The sequence below is a fragment of the Microbacterium sp. H83 genome (assembly GCF_001650405.1).
Taxonomy (GTDB): Bacteria; Actinomycetota; Actinomycetes; order Actinomycetales; family Microbacteriaceae; genus Microbacterium.
The window spans coordinates 81,730-99,400 of sequence record NZ_LWCU01000023.1; the positions used below are offsets into that span (position 1 = coordinate 81,730).

Sequence of the window (17,671 nt, forward strand, 5' to 3'; positions counted from 1 at the left end):
AGACTCTTCCCCCCCACACGATCATGCGGTGGGGGGTGGTGCCGGAGTAGGGCCTTGACAGACGCAGCGGCGAGACTCAGGATGCGAGACCCGCAGTCCCGGATTCAGCCAGCCGGTCGGATCGTCAGATCGGTGAGCGCCGCGTCCTCGGGCAGATCGAGCGCGGTCAGGATCGTCGTCGCCACGGAGTCGGGGTCGATGAAGCGAGCCGGATCGTAGTCGCGGCCCTCCTGCTGGTGGACGCGCTCCTGCATCGGAGTGGCCGTGCGTCCGGGGTAGATCGAGGTCACGCGGATTCCGTGCTCGCCCTCCTCGGCGCGCAGCGAGTCGGCGAGAGCCCGGAGGCCGTGCTTCGACGCTGCATAGGCCGACCAGCCGGCGTGCGCATGCAGTCCGGCGCCGGAGTTGACGAAGACGACCCGACCGCGCGAGACGCGCAGGAGCGGGAGGAGGAGCCGGGTGAGCTCCGCCGGGCCGACGAGATTCACCGCCAGCTGCCGCTCCCACAGGGTCGCTGGAAGATCGGCCACGGAACCGAGGTCGACGACGCCCGCGACGTGGATCACCGAATCGATGCGCTCGGGAAGCGCCTGCTTCGAGAAGGCCCACGACAGCCGGCCGGGCTGCGAGAGGTCCCCGACGATCGTCGTTGCGCCCGGGAGCGCCTGCGCGATCTCCCGTGCGCGACCCGCGTCGCGTGCGAGCAGGACCACCTGATCTCCGCGTGCCAGAAGGCGCCGCGCGAGCACGGCGCCGATTCCGGAGCCGGCCCCGGTGACCAGGTGCACGCGCATCTCAGTCGCGATCGGCGGCGGCGGAGTCGGCGAGCTGGAACGGGACCACGGGGCAGTCCTTCCAGAGCCGCTCGAGGCCGTAGTAGACCCGCTCCTCCTGGTGGAAGACGTGCACGATCAGGTCGCCGAAGTCGAGGAGCACCCAGCGCGCCTCGGCGCGGCCCTCGCGACGCACGCGCTTGTGACCGGCTTCGATGAGCCGGTCCTCGATCTCGTCGGCGATCGCGGCGACGTTGCGCTCGCTGTTGCCGGTGACGAGCAGGAAGATGTCGACGAGCGGAAGCGGCTCGGAGACGTTGAGGGCGACGAGGTCCTCTCCGCCCTTCGAGACGGCGGCGTCTGCCGCGAGCTGCAGCATCTCTTCGGCGGTTTCAGGTGACTGCATCAGAACACATTCGTGGTGAAGGCGACGATCAGGGCAACGCCCAGCGCGAGCGCGAGACCACCCGCCACGATCGCGAGGATGAGCATGAGCTTGTTGCCCTTTTCGGGAGCCGGCGGGCGGATGACCTCGCCGGCGGGCTTGATGGTGCTGACCGCGGCGCTGGCCGCGATCGGCGTCGGAGAGGATGCCGGGGGCAGCTCTCCGTCGATGAGGACGGCGTCGATGTCCTTGCCGTCGGTCGTTCCGTGAGCGTGACCCTGGGAGCCGAGGCCGTTCGGGAGCTCATAGGATCCGGTGACGAGGATCTCCCCGGTCGAGGCCACAGGACCGGAGAGCGAGCCGTCACCGGGAGACGGCGTGAAGATGAGCGTGTTCGGCGCGAGGTGCTGGGATCCCGCGGAGTCCCCGGCGGTGAGCAGCTCGTCGAAGGACGGGGTGATCGGCTGCGGTGCGGCCTCGGCGTCCGCGAGCACCGCCCTGCCGAAGGCCGAGCTCACCGTCGGGCGCTCCGCGGCGTCCTGGTCGGACGAGCCGTCGTCGCCGGGCGCGTCCGCGTCGGGCGCGTCGGTCTCGGCCTCGGTGGCGTCGACCTGCTCGAGGACCATCGGCACCTCTCCGGCGCTCTCCACGGTGGCGGACGCACTGACCGGAGTCGCCGCGACCTGGTCCTCGACGTCCGCATCGTCGATGTCGTCGGCCGGGACGACCGAGACGACCTCGGCCTCGTCGACGGGGACCTCCGCGGGTGCGGGCAGCACGGCATCCGCGGTCGCCTCGCTCTCCGGGGCGTGGTCGTTCTCGTGCTCGGCCTCCGAGGGAGTCTCCGGCACCGGCGGGATGACGGTCGGCGCGGTGGCGCCGCGCTCGCGCTCGCGAACCTGACGCCGGGTCAGGGGTGCGGTGCCCGACGTCGGGGCGGCGGATGCGGGCTCGGCCGACGTGGTCGGCTCGCCGACCGACTCCTCGGAGGCAGCCTCCGGCGCGGTCGGCTCGGGGGCCGGGGGTCGTGGCGGAGCCGGGGCGGCGGCAGCGGCCGCGGCGGCCTCTTCGGGCGTGATCACGGGGGTCGCCCCCGTCAGCCGGATCTCACGCAGCTGCTTTCGCGTCAGCGGACCCTGCTCCTGCTGATCCGATGTACTCATGCCTTGCTCCGATACAGATGATGCTTCGCGATGTATTGAACGACTCCGTCGGGAACGAGGTACCAGACCGGCTCACCCTCGCGAACCCTCTCGCGGCAGGCCGTCGACGAGATCGACAGCGCCGGCACCTCCAGCTGGCTGACGTCGTCGCTCGGGAGGCCGTCGGTGCTCAGGACATGTCCTGGACGCGAGACCGCGACGAAGTGGGCCAGCTCCCACAGTTCATCATGGTCCCTCCAACTGAGAATTTGCGCTACGGCGTCGGCTCCCGTGATGAAGAAGAGCTCGGCGTCGGGGCGGTCGCGCTTCAGATCGCGCAGGGTGTCGATCGTGTAGGTCGGCCCCTCGCGGTTGATGTCGACGCGGCTGACCGTGAACTGCGGGTTCGACGCCGTCGCGATCACCGTCATGAGGTAGCGGTGCTCGCTGGACGTGACGTCGGACTTCTGCCAGGGGTGTCCCGTCGGGACGAAGACGACCTCGTCGAGACCGAAGGAGTGCGCGACCTCGCTGGCTGCGACCAGGTGCCCGTGGTGGATCGGGTCGAAGGTACCGCCCATCACACCGATGCGCGCCGGACGCGAGGTCGTGTCGTTCATAGGGGCCTAGTGGCCGTGTCCCGCCTCGTGGCCGTCCTTGCCGTGCTTGGCCGCCCATGCCTCGGCCTTCGCCGAGTGGCGGTTCGCGACGTTCTTGTACGAGAACGTCACCAGGCCGAGGAAGGCGAACACGATCGCGGCGATGACCCCGAAGATCACCGTCTCGAGCGCGACGTTGCCTTCTTGCGCGGTCTCGGCGGCGGCCATCGCGATCTGTGCGACGAGGTTCATCCTGACTCCGTTTCGTGGCTGAGGGTGAGCGACACCCGTGGCATCACAGCGCCACCCAGTCTAGCCCTCAGCCGCGTATCTGCCCCGCTCCACGCGCCAGCCATTTCGTGCTGGTGAGCTCGGGCAGCCCCATCGGGCCTCTCGCGTGCAGTTTCTGGGTGGAGATGCCGACCTCGGCGCCGAAGCCGAACTCGCCGCCGTCGGTGAAGCGGGTGGAGGCGTTGGCCATGACCACCGCCGAGTCCACCTCCGCCAGGAACCGCTCGGCATTCCGCGAGTCGGTCGTGATGATCGACTCTGTGTGGCCCGTGCTGTACCGGCGGATGTGGTCGAGGGCGTCGTCGAGCGTGTCGACGACCTTCATCGCGACGTCCAGACTCGAGTACTCGGTCTCCCAGTCCTCCTCGGTCGCGGGGATGACGTTGGCGACGAAGCCCGCGACGATGTCGTCTCCGTGGATCGCGACGCCTTCGCTCTGGAGGGCGCTCGCGACGAGCGGCACGAGCCGCGGCGCGGCCTGGCGCAGGACGAGCACGGTCTCCACGGCGTTGCACACGCTGGGACGCTGCACCTTGGCGTTCACCACGATGTCGCGCGCCCAGTCGTCGGGGGCGCTCTCGTCGAGCACGATGTGCACGTTGCCGGCGCCGGTCTCGATGACGGGGACTGTCGACTCGGTGACGACGGTCTCGATCAGTCCCGCGCTCCCGCGAGGGACGAGCACGTCGATGTAGCCCCGACCGTGCATGAGCGCCCTGGCGCCCTCGCGGCCGAAGTCGTCGACGGTCTGCACGGCCTCGGGCGTGATGCCGACGCCCTCGAGCGCGCTGCGCATGATCTCGACGAGCACCGAGTTCGACGCCTGGGCGGCGCTGCCGCCGCGGAGCACGACGGCATTGCCGGAGCGGAGCGCGAGCGCGGCGATGTCGACCGTGACGTTCGGTCGGGCCTCGTAGATCGCTCCGACGACCCCGAACGGGACGCGGACCTGCTCGAGGGCGACGCCGTTCGGCATCCGATGCCCGCCGATGACCCGACCGACCGGGTCGGGAAGGGCGGCGACGAGGCGCACCGCCTCCGCGAGAGCCGAGACGCGCTTCTCATCGAGGCGGAGGCGGTCGATCAGCGACTCGCCGATGCCGTCTGCGCGCCCGCGCTCGATGTCCTGCGCGTTGGCCTCGATGATGCGGGACGCGTTCTGCTCGAGCGCTGCGGCGATCGCTTCGAGCGCGCGGTTCTTGTCGTCGCTCGTGAGGGCGGCGGTGGCGCGAGACGCCTCCTTGGCGCGCTCGAGACGCAGCGTCGGGGTCTGGTCGGTCATCCGCCCAGTCTAGGAGAGGGCCGGTTCGAACCAGGTCCCTATTTCGGCCCCGCGCAGCGCCTTGTCGACGAGGTCGGCGCTCGTGACGAGCACGCCGATGCCCGATGCGGCGGCGAGTCGCGCGGCCGAGACCTTCGTCGCCGCTCCCCCGGTGCCGACGCTGTTGACGACCGTCGACCCGAACTCGAGCCCCGAGAGGTCGGCGTCCGGCGCCACGATGTCGATCGGCTCGGCTCGGGGATCGGACGGGGGCCGCGTGTAGAGCGACTCGATGTCGCTCAGCAGCACCAGAGCATCCGCCTGCGTGAGCTGCGCCACGAGAGCGCCGAGGCGGTCGTTGTCGCCGAAGCGGATCTCCTGCGTGGCGACCGTGTCGTTCTCGTTCACGATCGGCAGCACACGGAGCCCGAGAAGACGCTCCATCGCGCGACGGGCATTGCTGCGCGACGTGGGGTTCTCCAGGTCACCGGTGGTGAGCAGCACCTGACCGGCGACGATGTCGAACGGTCGCAGGGCCTCCTGATAGCGGTAGACGAGGATGTTCTGCCCGACCGCGGCTGCCGCCTGCTGAGTGGCGAGATCCGTGGGACGCGCGTCGAGACGGAGGAACGGGATGCCGCTCGCGATCGCCCCGGACGACACGAGGATGACCTCCGCGCCGCGCGCGTGCGCCGCGGCGAGGGCCTCGACGATGACGGGGATGCGCCACGACGCCTCACCGCTGATCGAGGACGACCCGACCTTGACGACGATGCGCGACGCGGTCGCGAGGTCCGCGCGCGTGCGCGCCGTCACTCGCCGCCCTCGTCGCGGGTCGCGATGCGGCGGGCCTCCGCTTCTGCGCGTGCCTCGGCCTTGGCGTCCATGCGCTCGTAGTACTGCTCCCGACGCTCCGACGTCGTGCGGCGCGAGTTGGGCGCCAGACGCGGATCGGTGCCTCGGGGCGCCGTCATGAGCTCCGCGGCGGACGTCATGGTCGGCTCCCAGTCGAAGACGATGCTGTCGCCCTCGCCGATCACGACCGTCGAGCCCTGCACCGCGCCGAGCCGGAACAGCTCGTCCTCGACACCCAGCTTCTCGAGCCGGTCGGCGAGGAAGCCGACGGCCTCCTCGTTCTGGAAGTCGGTCTGCTGCACCCAGCGCACCGGCTTCTCGCCGATGATGCGGTAGACGTTGCCGTACGTGCCGCCCTCGACGCGGATCGTGAACTCCTTCTTCGCCCCCCGCGGGCGGATGACCACACGCTCGCGGGGCGTCTCGGCGGCCGCCTGCTCGGCACGGTGCGCGGCGACGATCTCGCCCAGGGCGAAGGTGAGCGGGCGCAGACCCTCGTGCGACACCGAGGAGATCTCGAACACGCGGAACCCGCGGGCCTCGAGGTCGGGTCGCACGAGCTCCGCGAGGTCGCGCGCCTCGGGGACGTCGATCTTGTTCAGGGCGATGAGCTGCGGGCGCTCGAGGAGCGGAGTCTGCCCCTCGGGCACCTCGTACGCGGCGAGCTCGGAGAGGATCACGTCGAGATCGGAGATGGGGTCGCGGCCCGGCTCGAGGGTCGCGCAGTCGAGCACGTGGAGGAGCGCCGAGCAGCGCTCGACGTGACGGAGGAACTCCAGACCGAGACCGCGGCCCTCGCTCGCCCCCTCGATGAGCCCGGGCACGTCGGCCACGGTGTAGCGGAAGTCGCCCTGCTGGACCACTCCGAGGTTCGGATGCAGGGTCGTGAAGGGATAGTCGGCGATCTTCGGCCGTGCGGCGGAGATCGCTCCGATCAGGCTGGACTTCCCCGCGGAGGGGTATCCGACGAGAGCGACGTCGGCGACGGTCTTGAGCTCGAGGACGACGTCGCCCTCGTGTCCGGGCGTGCCGAGCAGCGCGAAGCCGGGCGCCTTGCGCTTGGGGGTGGCGAGGGCGGCGTTGCCCAGTCCGCCCTGACCGCCCTTCGCGACGACGAAGCGCTCCCCCGGCTCGATCATGTCGATGAGCACGTCGCCGGCGGCGTTCTTGACGACGGTCCCCACCGGCACGGGGAGCTCGAGCGTCTCGCCCAGGAAGCCGGATCGGTGGTCGCCCATGCCCGGGCCGCCGTTGCCCGACGAGCGGTGCGGGGAGTGGTGGTACGACAGCAGGGTGCCGGTCTGGGAGTCGGCCACGAGCACGATGTCGCCGCCGTCGCCGCCGTTGCCGCCGTCGGGTCCGCCGAGCGGCTTGAACTTCTCGCGGTGCACGGAGACACAGCCGTTGCCGCCCTTGCCGGCACGCAGGTGCAGCGTCACGGTGTCGACGAAGCTGACCATGTCTCTCTCCTCACAAAAGAGTTCGGGGCGGGCCGAAGCCCGCCCCGAACAGGATGTCTACTGTCGTGCTGTGATCACTCAGCAGCGGCGACGATGTTGACGACCTTGCGGCCGCCCTTCGCGCCGAACTCGACCGCACCCGCGGCCAGTGCGAACAGCGTGTCGTCGCCGCCACGGCCGACGTTCACGCCGGGGTGGAAGTGCGTGCCGCGCTGACGGACGATGATCTCGCCGGCGAGAACCTGCTGTCCGCCGAAGCGCTTGACGCCAAGGCGCTGTGCGTTGGAGTCACGACCGTTGCGGGTGGAGCTTGCGCCCTTTTTGTGTGCCATGTCCTGGTCTCCTCGGTCTTACTTGATGCCGGTGATCTTGACGCGCGTGAGCTCCTGGCGGTGGCCCTGACGCTTCTTGTAGCCGGTCTTGTTCTTGTACTTCTGGATGACGATCTTCGGGCCGCGGAGGTTGCCGATGACCTCGGCCGTGACCTTGACCTTCGCCAGCGAGTCAGCGTCGGTGGTCACCGTGGCGCCGTCGACGAGCAGCACGGCGGCCAGCTCGATCTTCTCGCCCGAGGCAGCCTTGACACGGTCGAGCTGAACGATCGTGCCGACCTCGACCTTCTCCTGCCGCCCACCGGCGCGCACTACTGCGTAAACCACTTCATACCTGTTTCGTTGGGGAGCTCGCGGCTCCGAGATCTCACGGGAAGACTGTTGCTTGCATGCGTCGCGGGGCGACGGGCACGAATGCAAGACTCTCCGCATCGTCCTTCGAGGAAGACGCGGCATACGCACCAAGGGACTACTTTACCGGATGCCGGACAGAGAGGCAAAACGCGTCCGACAGCGTGTCCGGTCCTAGGCTGTCGAGGTGACCGTTCTCGTCGACGACCCCCGCTGGCCCGCGCACGGACGACTGTGGGCGCACCTCGTCAGCGACGAGAGTCTCGACGAGCTGCATGCCTTCGCGCGCGCCCACGACGTGCCCGCGCGCGCCTTCGACCTCGACCACTACGACGTGCCGGAGGAGATCATCCCCCGGCTCGTCGCCGCCGGCGCCCAGCACGTCGGCGGGAAGGAGCTCGTCCGGAGGCTGATCGCCTCAGGACTCCGGATCCCCGCCCGCGACCGGCGCTGAGGGCTCGGAGCTCACGGATACCGGAGTGCCCGTCAGCGCTGCCGTCGAGACGCGGCGGCGGCCTCGCCCCTGACCCGGCGCCTTCGGCTCGGGCAGAGCGTCGAGCACGGAGTCGAGCAGCTGCTCGGCCGGCGACCTCGGGCTCTTGCGCTCCGAGCCGCGCTTCTTGCGAGGCTTCTTCGGACGCTCCTGCGCCGCGGCGGGAGCGGCGACCGGCTCGGCGGCCGGAGCGACGGCATCCGCCGCGACCTCGCCGTTCGGCGTGAGCGTCGACTTCGCGATCTGCGCGAGCGCGGACTTCGCACCCTCGGGGATGCTGTGCGTCGTGCCTGTCGCGGGCGCGGGGTTCTGGTTCTGACCGCTGCCGCCGCGCTGGCGCCGGTTCGACGAGCCGCCGCCGTTGCCGTTGGTGTTCACGCGGTGCTTGACGACCGGGTCGTGGTGCACGATGACGCCGCGTCCCGCGCAGACCTCGCACGCCTCGCTGAACGTCTCGAGGAGTCCGAGACCCAGCTTCTTGCGGGTCATCTGCACGAGGCCGAGCGAGGTGACCTCGGCGACCTGGTGCTTCGTCCTGTCCCTGCTCAGGCACTCGATGAGCCGACGCAGCACGAGATCGCGGTTGGACTCGAGGACCATGTCGATGAAGTCGACCACGATGATGCCGCCGATGTCGCGCAGGCGCAGCTGGCGGACGATCTCCTCCGCCGCCTCGAGGTTGTTCTTGGTGACCGTCTCCTCGAGGTTGCCGCCGGAGCCGACGAACTTGCCGGTGTTGACGTCGACGACCGTCATGGCCTCGGTGCGGTCGATGACGAGCGAACCGCCAGAGGGCAGCCAGACCTTCCGATCCAGGGCCTTCTCGATCTGCTCCGTGATGCGGAACGCGTCGAACGGATCGGTCTCGTCCTCGTAGGACTCGACGCGCTCGAGGAGGTCGGGGGCGACGCTCTCGAGGTACGCGCGGATCGTGGTCTGCGCGTCCTCGCCCTGGATGAGCATCTTGGTGAAGTCCTCGTTGAAGACGTCACGCACGATCTTGACCAGGAGGTCCGGCTCGGCGTGCAGGAGCGACGGCGCCTGCTGGTTCTCGACCTGCTTGCGGATGTGCTCCCACTGCGTGGTCAGGCGCTGCACGTCGCGTGTGAGCTGCTCCTCAGTGGCACCCTCGGCGGCGGTCCGGACGATGACGCCGGACGACTCGGGAAGCACCTCCTTGAGGATGCGCTTGAGGCGCGCGCGCTCGTTGTCTGGGAGCTTGCGGCTGATGCCGTTCATCGACCCGCCGGGCACGTACACGAGGTAGCGGCCGGGCAGCGAGATCTGGCTGGTGAGGCGGGCCCCCTTGTGGCCGACCGGGTCCTTCGTGACCTGCACGAGCACGCGGTCGCCGGCCTTGAGGGCCAGCTCGATGCGCCGGGGCTGATTGCCGGTCTCGACGCCGTCCCAGTCGACCTCGCCGGAGTAGAGCACGGCGTTGCGGCCGCGTCCGATGTCGACGAAGGCGGCCTCCATGCTCGGGAGGACGTTCTGCACACGTCCGAGGTAGACGTTGCCGATGAGCGACGCATCCTGGTTGCGGGCGACGTAGTGCTCGACGAGGACGCCGTCCTCGAGCACGCCGATCTGCGTGCGGCCGTTCTTGGAGCGGACGACCATCTTGCGGTCCACCGACTCGCGACGCGCGAGGAACTCGGCCTCCGTGACGACGGGGCGACGACGACCCGCGTCCCGTCCGTCGCGGCGACGCTGCTTCTTGGCCTCGAGTCGGGTCGAGCCCTTGATGGCCTTCGGCTCGGTGATGTACTCGACGACCCGCTGACGGGGCTGACGCGGCTCGTCGCGCTGGTCTCCGTCGTCGGATCCTCCGCGACGGCGGCGCCCACGGCGTCCGGATGCCGGCTCCTCCTGGTCGCGCTCGGCGATGCGATCGAAGACGCGCTCCCGTCCGGGGCGCGCCGGCAGAGGCACGACCTCCGGCGCGTAGAAGTGCAGCTGCGTCGACACCTGCGACACGAACACCTCGGGCAGCAGGCCCAGGGACACAGCGGTGACGGGTGCGGGCTTCTCCGGCTCCGCGGGCGTCTCCGGCTCGGCGGGCGTCTCCGGCTCCGCGGGCGTCTCCGCTTCGGCGGGCGTCTCCGCTTCGGCGGGCGTCTCCGCTTCGGCGGGCGTCTCGACGGCGGCGGGCTCCTCCGCGGCAGCGGGCTCCTCCGAGGCAGCGGGCTCCTCCGCGGCAGCGGGCTCCTCCACGGCAGCGGGCTCCTCGACAGCAGCAGGCTCCTCCCCCGCAGACGCGGCGACGGGCGCGGCGTCGGCCGCCGGGGCGTCCTCCGCCGGCGGCGCCTCGGGGGCGTCGGGCGTGCCGTCCCCCTCCGGGGCGTCGGCGACTACCTCGGCGGGCGCGTCAGCATCCGCCGGGAAGTCGAGGGTAGGGGCGTCGTAGTCATTGTTCTCATCGGCCATCTCTGGCGAACTCCTCGCGCGGACACTGCGTGTTCCGCGAAATCTCGTGCAGCACCCTCTGGTGCCGCGAACTCACTCGGTGTGCGACCGGCTCCAGGCTCTGGTCACGAGGGGCATACGGCCCCGAAGTCTGCGTCGATGCGTGGCGCGACGGGGTCGTGCGGTGCATCACAGGTCATTATCGCACCAAGTGCGCCGGATCGCGGCATCCCGTCGATCCGGCGTCGATTTTCCCCGGAGCGGCTCACGCCCGACACATAGCGATCCCTGGGATAATCCACACATGAGCGAGCAGCGCACCCGCCCCGTCGTCTATGCCGTCTGGCTGATCATCGCGAGCGTGGTGGGCTGGTTCGCCGCCTTTCAGCTCACGGTCGAGAAGTTCGCGCTGCTCGAGAACCCGACCGACCCGCTCGCGTGCGACCTGAGCCCGTTCATCCAGTGCAGCACCAATCTCGAATCCTGGCAGGGGTCGGTGTTCGGCTTCCCGAACCCGATCATGGGTCTCACCGGTTGGATGGCGCCGCTCGTGGTGGGCGTCGCCATCCTCGCCGGGGCGCGCTTCCCCCGCTGGTTCTGGGCACTGTTCGGCGTCGGCGTGACCTTCGCGTTCGGCCTGGTCTGCTGGCTGATCGCCCAGAGCCTCTACGACCTGTTCGTGCTCTGCCCGTGGTGCATGGTCACCTGGGCGGTCACGATCCCCACGTTCTTCGCCACCGTGGTGCACCTGACCCGCAACGGCACCTTCACCCGGAATGCGAAGGTGCGCGCCGCGGCGGACCAGGCCATGATGTGGGTGCCCCTCGCCACGATCCTCGCCTTCGCGGTCGTCATCGTGCTGGCGCAGCTGCAGGGACTCGATTTCCTCGGCGAGATGGCGAAGCTCCTGTTCTGACGCCGGTCGTCGACGACGAAGCCCGCCGCACGGTCTCGTGCGGCGGGCTTCGTCGTCGGTCGAGGCGCGTCAGTCGAACCAGATGCCGAGCTCGCGAGCAGCCGATTCCGGGCTGTCGGAGCCGTGCACGAGGTTCTGCTGGACCTTGAGGCCCCAGTCGCGGCCGAAGTCGCCGCGGATCGTGCCGGGCGCCGCCGTGGTCGGATCGGTCGTGCCCGCGAGCGAGCGGAAGCCCTCGATCACACGGTTCCCCGCGAGACGGATCGCCACCGACGGGCCGGACAGCATGAACTCGAGGAGCGGCTCGTAGAACGGCTTTCCCTCGTGCTCGGCGTAGTGCGCGGCGAGCAGGTCGCGGTCGGGCTCGACGAGACGGATGTCGACGAGGGCGTAGCCCTTCGCCTCGATGCGCGCCAGGATCGCGCCGGTGAGGCCGCGGGCGACGCCGTCGGGCTTGACGAGGACGAGGGTTTCTTCAGTGGCCATGTCATTCACTCTCTGTCTGAGTCTCGGTCGCGGGCCCGGCGGGACGTCGTGCGTCCAATCGCGCCCCCATGATCGTCGCATATCCCCACATGCCGCCGAAAACGACCACGACGAGCAGGATCGCCGGGACCAGGATCGCGGACAGCGCGATGATCGCCTGGATCACCCATCCCGCCGCGATCGCCCACGGTCTCGTGATCATCCCGGCGATCGCGATGCAGGCGAGCCCGACCACAGCTCCGCCGATGATCCCCCACCACTGCGGGATGCCGGCCGGAAGGGTTCGGAGGCCGAAGATCGTGAGCCCGGCGAGGAACACGACGATCGACTCGAAGCCGAGCACGACAGGGGCGAGCTTCTGGACGAGCGTCCGCGGTGGCCGGGGAGCCCGGGCCGGCGGGTTCGCAGCGGTCACGCGCGCCACCCCGACTTCCAGTCCTCCTCCTCCGCCAGGGTGATCGCCTCGCCGGCGAGCACGACGGATCCCGCGATGATGACAGCGCGGCGATCCGAGGACGCCGCCCATTCGCGCGCCGCATCCGCGGCCTCGGCGAGGGTCGCGTGGACGGTGGCTCGCCGGCCGGTCGCCTCGACGAGGTCGGCGATGACGTCGGCGTCGCTCGCGCGATCGGATTCCGGGATGGTGGCGAACACGTGCGCGGTCGCCGGCGCCAGCTCCGCCACGATCCCCGCCGCATCCTTGTCCGCGAGGATCCCGAGCACGAGACCCCACTCGTCGAAGTCGAAGCTGTCGTCCATGGCCTGCACCAGCGCACGGGCGCCATGCGGGTTGTGCGCACCGTCGACGATGACCGTCGGCGAGATCCCGAGCAGCTGGAGACGGCCGGGCGACGTCGCCCCCTGCAGGCCCTCCGACATGATGTCGTCTGCGATGCGCTGCCGGGCGCCGCCGATGAGCGACTCGACCGCGGCCACGGCCAGGGCGGCGTTGTGCCCCTGATGCGCGCCGTACTGCGGCAGGTACTCCTCGACGTACTGCCCGGCGAGTCCCCGGATGGTCAGCAGCTGCCCGCCGACGGCGAGCTTCTGCTCGGTCAGGCCGAAGTCCTCGCCCTCGAACGCGATCGTCGCGCTCCTCTCACCGGCGACGGCGCGCAGGACCTCCGCCGCCTCCTCCGGCTGCTGAGCGGAGACGACCGCCGCGCCCCCCTTGATGATCCCGGCCTTGACCTTCGCGATCTTCGCGATCGTGTCGCCGAGCCGGTCCGCGTGGTCGATGTCGATGGGTGCGAAGACCGCCACGTCGCCGTCGGCGGTGTTGGTGGAGTCCCACTCCCCGCCCATGCCGACCTCGAGCACGAGCACGTCCACCGGCGCGTCCGCGACGGCCACGAAAGCCAGCACGGTGAGCAGCTCGAAGAACGTGAGCGGCTCCTCCCCCGCGGCGGCGAGCTCGGCGTCGACGATCTCGACGAAGGGCGCGATCTCCTCCCAGGCGTCCGCCACCGCCTGGTCCTCGATCGGCTCCCCGTCGATCATGATCCGCTCCGTGAAGCGCTCCAGATGCGGACTGGTGAACAGTCCGGTCCGCAGCCCGTGGGCGCGCAGCAGGCTCTCGATCATGCGTGCGGTCGACGTCTTGCCGTTCGTCCCGGTGATGTGCACGACCCGGTAGGTGCGCTGCGGGTCGTCGAGGTACTCGAGCACCCGCGCGGTGCGCTCCTTGCGCGGCTGCACCCACCGTTCCCCGGCTCGGCTCAGGAGCGTCTCGTAGACGACATCCGCCCTGTCGCGTGCGCTCATGCGGATGCTCCCTCCCTCACCACGGACGTGGCGTCGATCGTGACGATGATCGGACCCTTCGACGAGCCCAGCGCCCGGGCGCCCGTGCGGAAGATGCCGTCACCGGGGCTCTCGACGCTGTCCACCACGGCGTCCAGGCCGTCCGTCGGCTGCGCGGCGAAGGCGATCGCGAGCGTCTCGCGGGCGATCAGCTCGGCGTGCGTCGTCAGCGCCGCAGCATCCTCCGGCGTGGCGTTCAGAGCGAGCACGATACGGTCGCTCACGTCGAGTCCTGCGTTCTTGCGGGCCTCCTGCACGACGCGGATGGCGTCGCGAGCGAGCCCCTCGGCCTCGAGCTCCGGCGTCGTCTGCGTGTCGAGCAGGACGAAGCCGCCGGCCGGCACGATCGCCAGTGCCTCACCCTCCGGACGTCCGGTGGTCTCCAGTGCGAGCTCGTACTCGGACGGCTCGAGGGCGATGCCGCCGGCCGTCACGACCCCGTCGACCTCCGACCAGTCGCCGGACTTCGCGGCCTTGATGACGGTCTGCACGTTCTTGCCCAGGCGCGGACCGGCCGCGCGGGCGTTGACGCTCAGGCGGTGGCTGATGCCGTACTCGCCCGCGGTCGTCTCGGACTGGGGCACCAGCTCGACCGACTTGACGTTGAGCTCGTCGCGGAGGATGTCCTCGAACTGACCGAGCTCCGACGCCACCGGCGACACGACGGTCAGACGCGAGAGCGGCAGCCGCACGCGGAGCTTCTCCTTCTTGCGCAGGGCGTTGCCGACGCTCGACAGCTCGCGCACGGCATCCATCGCATCGCGGATGTCGTCGGCGGCCGGGAACGCGTCGGCGTCCGGCCAGTCCTGCAGATGCACGCTGCGTCCGCCCGTCAGCCCCTGCCAGACCCGCTCGCTGATGAGCGGCACGAGAGGAGCCGCCACCCGGGTCAGCGTCTCGAGCACCGTGTAGAGCGTGTCGAACGCCTCGGTGCTCGTGCCCTCCCAGAACCGGTCGCGCGAACGGCGGATGTACCAGTTGGTGAGCACCTCCGCGAAGTCGCGCAGGCGGGCCGAGGCGGTCGTGGAGTCGAGTCCCTCGAGGTCGGCGCGCACTTCGCGCACCAGGTCGCCGAGCCGCGACAGGATGTAGCGATCCAGCACGTCGGTGGAGTCCGTGCGCCAGGACGCCTCGTAGCCCTCGGGCGACGCGGCGTTCGCGTACGTCGAGAAGAAGTACCACGAGCTCCACAGCGGCAGCAGGAACTCGCGCACGCCCGCGCGGATGCCCTCCTCGGTCACCGCCAGGTTGCCGCCGCGCAGCACCGAGCTCGACATGAGGAACCAGCGCATCGCGTCGGAGCCGTCGCGGTCGAGCACCTCGGACACGTCGGGATAGTTCCGCAGCGACTTCGACATCTTGTAGCCGTCGCTGCCCAGGACGATGCCGTGACAGCTCACGCCGGTGAACGCCGGGCGGTCGAAGAGCGCGGTCGACAGCACGTGCATCACGTAGAACCAGCCGCGGGTCTGACCGATGTACTCGACGATGAAGTCCGCGGGCGCGTGCGAGTCGAACCACTCCTGGTTCTCGAACGGGTAGTGCACCTGCGCGTAGGGCATCGATCCCGAGTCGAACCACACGTCGAAGACGTCCTCGATGCGGCGCATCGTGCTCTGGCCCGTGGGGTCGTCGGGGTTCGGTCGCGTGAGGTCGTCGATGTACGGACGATGCAGGTCGATCTCGCCCTCGGGGTTGCGCGGGAGCGTGCCGAAGTCGCGCTCCAGCTCCTCGAGCGAGCCGTACGCATCGACGCGCGGGTACTCGGGGTCGTCGCTCTTCCAGATCGGGATCGGCGAGCCCCAGTAGCGGTTGCGGCTGATCGACCAGTCGCGCGCGCCCTCGAGCCACTTGCCGAACTGCCCGTGCTTCACGTTCTCGGGCACCCAGGTGATCTGCTCGTTGTTCGCGAGCAGATCGTCCTTGATGTCGGTGACGCGGATGAACCAGCTCGACACGGCCTTGTAGATCAGGGGGTTCCGGCAGCGCCAGCAGTGCGGGTAGGAGTGCACGTAGCTCTGCTCGCGGAGCAGGCGGCCCTCGCCGCGGAGCAGGCGGATGAGCGGGGTGTTGGCGTCCATCCACAGCTGACCGGCGACGTCGGCGACGTTCGGGAGGAACCTCCCTCCGTCGTCGAGCGACAGGATGGTCGGGATGCCGGCGGCGCCCGCGACCCGCTGGTCGTCCTCACCGTAGGCGGGAGCCTGATGGACGATGCCGGTGCCGTCGCTGACGGTCACGTAGTCGTCGACGAGGATGCGCCACGCGTTCTCGGTGCCGTAGGTCTCGGCATCCGCGTAGTAGTCGAACAGGCGGTCGTACGTGACATCCTGCAGCTCCGAGCCGCGCACGGTCTGGTCGACCGCGGCGAGCGCGTCCTCCGTGCTCTCGTAGCCGAGGTCCTTCGCGTATCCGGCGAGGAGCTCGCGGGCGAGGAGATAGCGGTGCGCGGAGGCCTCGACGACGGCATCCGCCGTTCCCGCCGCCGCGTGCACGTCCGCGGCGCCGTTCGGTCCGGCCGGGAGCACGACGTACTCGATGTCGGGCCCCACGGCGAGCGCGAGGTTGGTCGGGAGGGTCCACGGCGTCGTCGTCCAGGCGAGGGCGCGCACGGCGGTCAGTCCGAGCGCCTCGGCCTTCGCGCCCGTGAGCGGGAAGGTGACGGTGACCGACGGATCCTGCCGGTTCTGGTACACGTCGTCGTCCATGCGCAGCTCGTGCGCCGACAGCGGCGTCTCGTCGCGCCAGCAGTACGGCAGCACGCGGTAGCCCTCGTAGGCGAGGCCCTTGTCGTACAGGGTCTTGAACGCCCAGAGGACGCTCTCCATGTATCCGAGGTCCAGGGTCTTGTAGCCGCGGTCGAAGTCGACCCAGCGAGCCTGACGCGTGACGTAGTCCTGCCACTCGTGCGTGTACTTGAGCACCGAGTTCTTCGCCTTCGCATTGAAGACGTCGATGCCCATGTCCTCGATCTCGCTCTTCTCGGTGATGCCGAGCTGCTTCATGGCCTCGAGCTCGGCGGGGAGCCCGTGGGTGTCCCAGCCGAAGACGCGGTCGACCTTCTTGCCGAGCATGGTCTGGAAGCGCGGGAAGACGTCCTTGGCGTACCCCGTGAGCAGGTGACCGTAGTGGGGCAGGCCGTTGGCGAACGGAGGGCCGTCGTAGAAGACCCACTCGTCGGCGCCCTCGCGCTGCTCGATCGAGGCGCGGAAGGTCTGGTCGGACTCCCAGAAGTCGAGCACCTCGCGCTCGATCTCGGGGAACCGGGGGCTCGGGGCGACGGAGGCAGCCTGGTCGGCGGCGGGGCCGAAGGAGGAACGCGGGTAGGTCATGTCGTCTCGCAGGAGTCGTGGCGGATGCTGCTGCGAGGACGATCCGTCGGGATTCCCGGGGACCGCGGTACCACCTCGCGTGCCGCGCCTCACGGCGGAGCCACTCTCACTGCGGCTGTGACGGGCCTGCCCCGCTCGGTTCTACTTGCCTGCGCCGGTGAGGGCGGAGGTGTTCTTCCGAGAGCTCCCCGGTGATGGCCGGATCGATGCTCGTCCGTCCATTGTACGCGCGCTCGCGGACCCGGCGCAGTTCTGCGGGGTGAGAGCGCGGCGGAGCGCGATCCGTGCGTCGGACGTCTTCATTTCCCGCGGATCCTCTGCGGGAATGGATTCGAGGGAAGTGCAGAGATACGAGCGTGCGTTCATCGTGGAAGGTGGAGACCCTGAGCGACGGCGCGCATGGTGGTGTCCTGCGAGGCGCCCGCTGCCTCGTGCACCCACAGTCCGAGGCGCTTCGCCTGCGTCCGGCAGGTGAGGATCACTCCGTGGCGCGCCGCGGTCACGAGCGCCCCGTCCGCATCACGGAGCGCCACCCATCCCTTCCTCGGCCGGATCACCTCGCCGGACACCACGGCCGAGCGCACGGTCCCCGGGGAGATCCGGTTCTCGACCAGCACGCGGCTCCGCACGACCCCGCCCCGTTCCGTGAGCACGGCGATCAGGTGGGCGGTGGCGTGCGGCATCCGGACATCGTCGCGCGATCGTCGACGACTCTGGGTCTGACTCCCAGCCCGACGGGGAGAATCGCGCCCGCACGCCGGGTGTGGAGGAGACATGAAGCGGTCA

General features: G+C 69.9%; 18 protein-coding genes. 2 read left to right on the forward strand and 16 right to left on the reverse strand.

Annotation, left to right across the window (positions count from 1 at the left end):
* Positions 1-104: 104 nt before the first annotated feature.
* From A4X16_RS10730 to rplU, 10 genes are all read right to left on the reverse strand, one after another.
* Positions 105-794: an SDR family oxidoreductase gene (locus A4X16_RS10730; RefSeq protein ID WP_067120358.1), complete on the reverse strand. Its 690-nt coding sequence runs from the start codon at positions 792-794 to the stop codon at positions 105-107.
* Position 795: 1 nt separating this feature from the next.
* Entirely contained in the window at positions 796-1,179 is a 384-nt protein-coding gene (gene rsfS / locus A4X16_RS10735; RefSeq protein WP_067120359.1) for a ribosome silencing factor, read from the reverse strand.
* Positions 1,179-2,321 carry a hypothetical protein gene (locus A4X16_RS10740; RefSeq protein WP_067120361.1) on the reverse strand — a complete coding sequence of 381 codons (1,143 nt, stop codon included), beginning with the start codon at positions 2,319-2,321 and terminating at the stop codon, positions 1,179-1,181. Before A4X16_RS10740 ends, rsfS begins: the two co-directional genes overlap by 1 nt.
* Positions 2,318-2,920 carry a nicotinate-nucleotide adenylyltransferase gene (gene nadD / locus A4X16_RS10745; protein WP_067120363.1) on the reverse strand — a complete coding sequence of 201 codons (603 nt, stop codon included), beginning with the start codon at positions 2,918-2,920 and terminating at the stop codon, positions 2,318-2,320. The genes A4X16_RS10740 and nadD overlap by 4 nt, the downstream gene beginning before the upstream one ends.
* A 6-nt stretch (positions 2,921-2,926) precedes the next feature.
* Positions 2,927-3,151: a hypothetical protein gene (locus tag A4X16_RS10750; protein ID WP_067120365.1), complete on the reverse strand. Its 225-nt coding sequence runs from the start codon at positions 3,149-3,151 to the stop codon at positions 2,927-2,929.
* A 67-nt stretch (positions 3,152-3,218) separates the two neighbouring features.
* Positions 3,219-4,472 (reverse strand): glutamate-5-semialdehyde dehydrogenase, encoded by a 1,254-nt coding sequence (locus A4X16_RS10755; RefSeq protein ID WP_067120367.1) that lies wholly within the window; start codon positions 4,470-4,472, stop codon positions 3,219-3,221.
* 9 nt (positions 4,473-4,481) lie between these two features.
* On the reverse strand, positions 4,482-5,267 hold the full coding sequence (proB, locus tag A4X16_RS10760) for a glutamate 5-kinase (RefSeq protein WP_067120369.1): 786 nt from the start codon (positions 5,265-5,267) through the stop codon (positions 4,482-4,484).
* Positions 5,264-6,766 (reverse strand): GTPase ObgE, encoded by a 1,503-nt coding sequence (gene obgE, locus A4X16_RS10765; RefSeq protein ID WP_067120371.1) that lies wholly within the window; start codon positions 6,764-6,766, stop codon positions 5,264-5,266. Before obgE ends, proB begins: the two co-directional genes overlap by 4 nt.
* 74 nt (positions 6,767-6,840) lie before the next feature.
* Positions 6,841-7,098 carry a 50S ribosomal protein L27 gene (rpmA, locus tag A4X16_RS10770; RefSeq protein WP_017202370.1) on the reverse strand — a complete coding sequence of 86 codons (258 nt, stop codon included), beginning with the start codon at positions 7,096-7,098 and terminating at the stop codon, positions 6,841-6,843.
* Between the two features lie 18 nt (positions 7,099-7,116).
* On the reverse strand, positions 7,117-7,425 hold the full coding sequence (gene rplU / locus A4X16_RS10775; protein ID WP_197491820.1) for a 50S ribosomal protein L21: 309 nt from the start codon (positions 7,423-7,425) through the stop codon (positions 7,117-7,119).
* A 211-nt stretch (positions 7,426-7,636) separates the two neighbouring features.
* Between rplU and A4X16_RS10780 the strand changes: the two genes are divergently transcribed.
* Positions 7,637-7,903, forward strand: coding sequence for a DUF4031 domain-containing protein (locus A4X16_RS10780; RefSeq protein WP_067120376.1), 267 nt, complete (start codon positions 7,637-7,639; stop codon positions 7,901-7,903).
* Here A4X16_RS10780 and A4X16_RS10785 read toward each other — a convergent pair.
* Complete coding sequence (locus A4X16_RS10785; protein ID WP_067120378.1) at positions 7,868-10,369, reverse strand: Rne/Rng family ribonuclease; 2,502 nt, start codon at positions 10,367-10,369, stop codon at positions 7,868-7,870. The two genes, A4X16_RS10780 and A4X16_RS10785, sit on opposite strands and share 36 nt — an antisense overlap.
* A gap of 283 nt (positions 10,370-10,652) precedes the next feature.
* Between A4X16_RS10785 and A4X16_RS10790 the strand changes: the two genes are divergently transcribed.
* The gene (locus A4X16_RS10790; RefSeq protein ID WP_067120380.1) at positions 10,653-11,264 is read left to right on the forward strand and encodes a vitamin K epoxide reductase family protein; all 612 of its coding nucleotides are present in this window, start codon (positions 10,653-10,655) and stop codon (positions 11,262-11,264) included.
* A 69-nt stretch (positions 11,265-11,333) separates the two neighbouring features.
* On the opposite strand, the gene ndk is transcribed toward A4X16_RS10790, so the two are convergent.
* The 5 genes from ndk to A4X16_RS10815 all read right to left on the reverse strand — a co-directional run bounded on the left by ndk (position 11,334) and on the right by A4X16_RS10815 (position 17,568).
* A complete protein-coding gene (gene ndk, locus A4X16_RS10795) occupies positions 11,334-11,750 on the reverse strand; it encodes a nucleoside-diphosphate kinase (RefSeq protein WP_067120383.1) in 417 nt (138 codons plus the stop codon).
* A 1-nt stretch (position 11,751) separates the two neighbouring features.
* Complete coding sequence (locus A4X16_RS10800) at positions 11,752-12,165, reverse strand: DUF4233 domain-containing protein (RefSeq protein ID WP_231880337.1); 414 nt, start codon at positions 12,163-12,165, stop codon at positions 11,752-11,754.
* Complete coding sequence (locus A4X16_RS10805; protein ID WP_067120386.1) at positions 12,162-13,514, reverse strand: bifunctional folylpolyglutamate synthase/dihydrofolate synthase; 1,353 nt, start codon at positions 13,512-13,514, stop codon at positions 12,162-12,164. The genes A4X16_RS10800 and A4X16_RS10805 overlap by 4 nt, the downstream gene beginning before the upstream one ends.
* A complete protein-coding gene (gene ileS, locus A4X16_RS10810; RefSeq protein ID WP_067120389.1) occupies positions 13,511-16,885 on the reverse strand; it encodes an isoleucine--tRNA ligase in 3,375 nt (1,124 codons plus the stop codon). The genes A4X16_RS10805 and ileS overlap by 4 nt, the downstream gene beginning before the upstream one ends.
* A gap of 362 nt (positions 16,886-17,247) precedes the next feature.
* Positions 17,248-17,568: a hypothetical protein gene (locus tag A4X16_RS10815; RefSeq protein WP_067120391.1), complete on the reverse strand. Its 321-nt coding sequence runs from the start codon at positions 17,566-17,568 to the stop codon at positions 17,248-17,250.
* Positions 17,569-17,671: the final 103 nt, after the last annotated feature.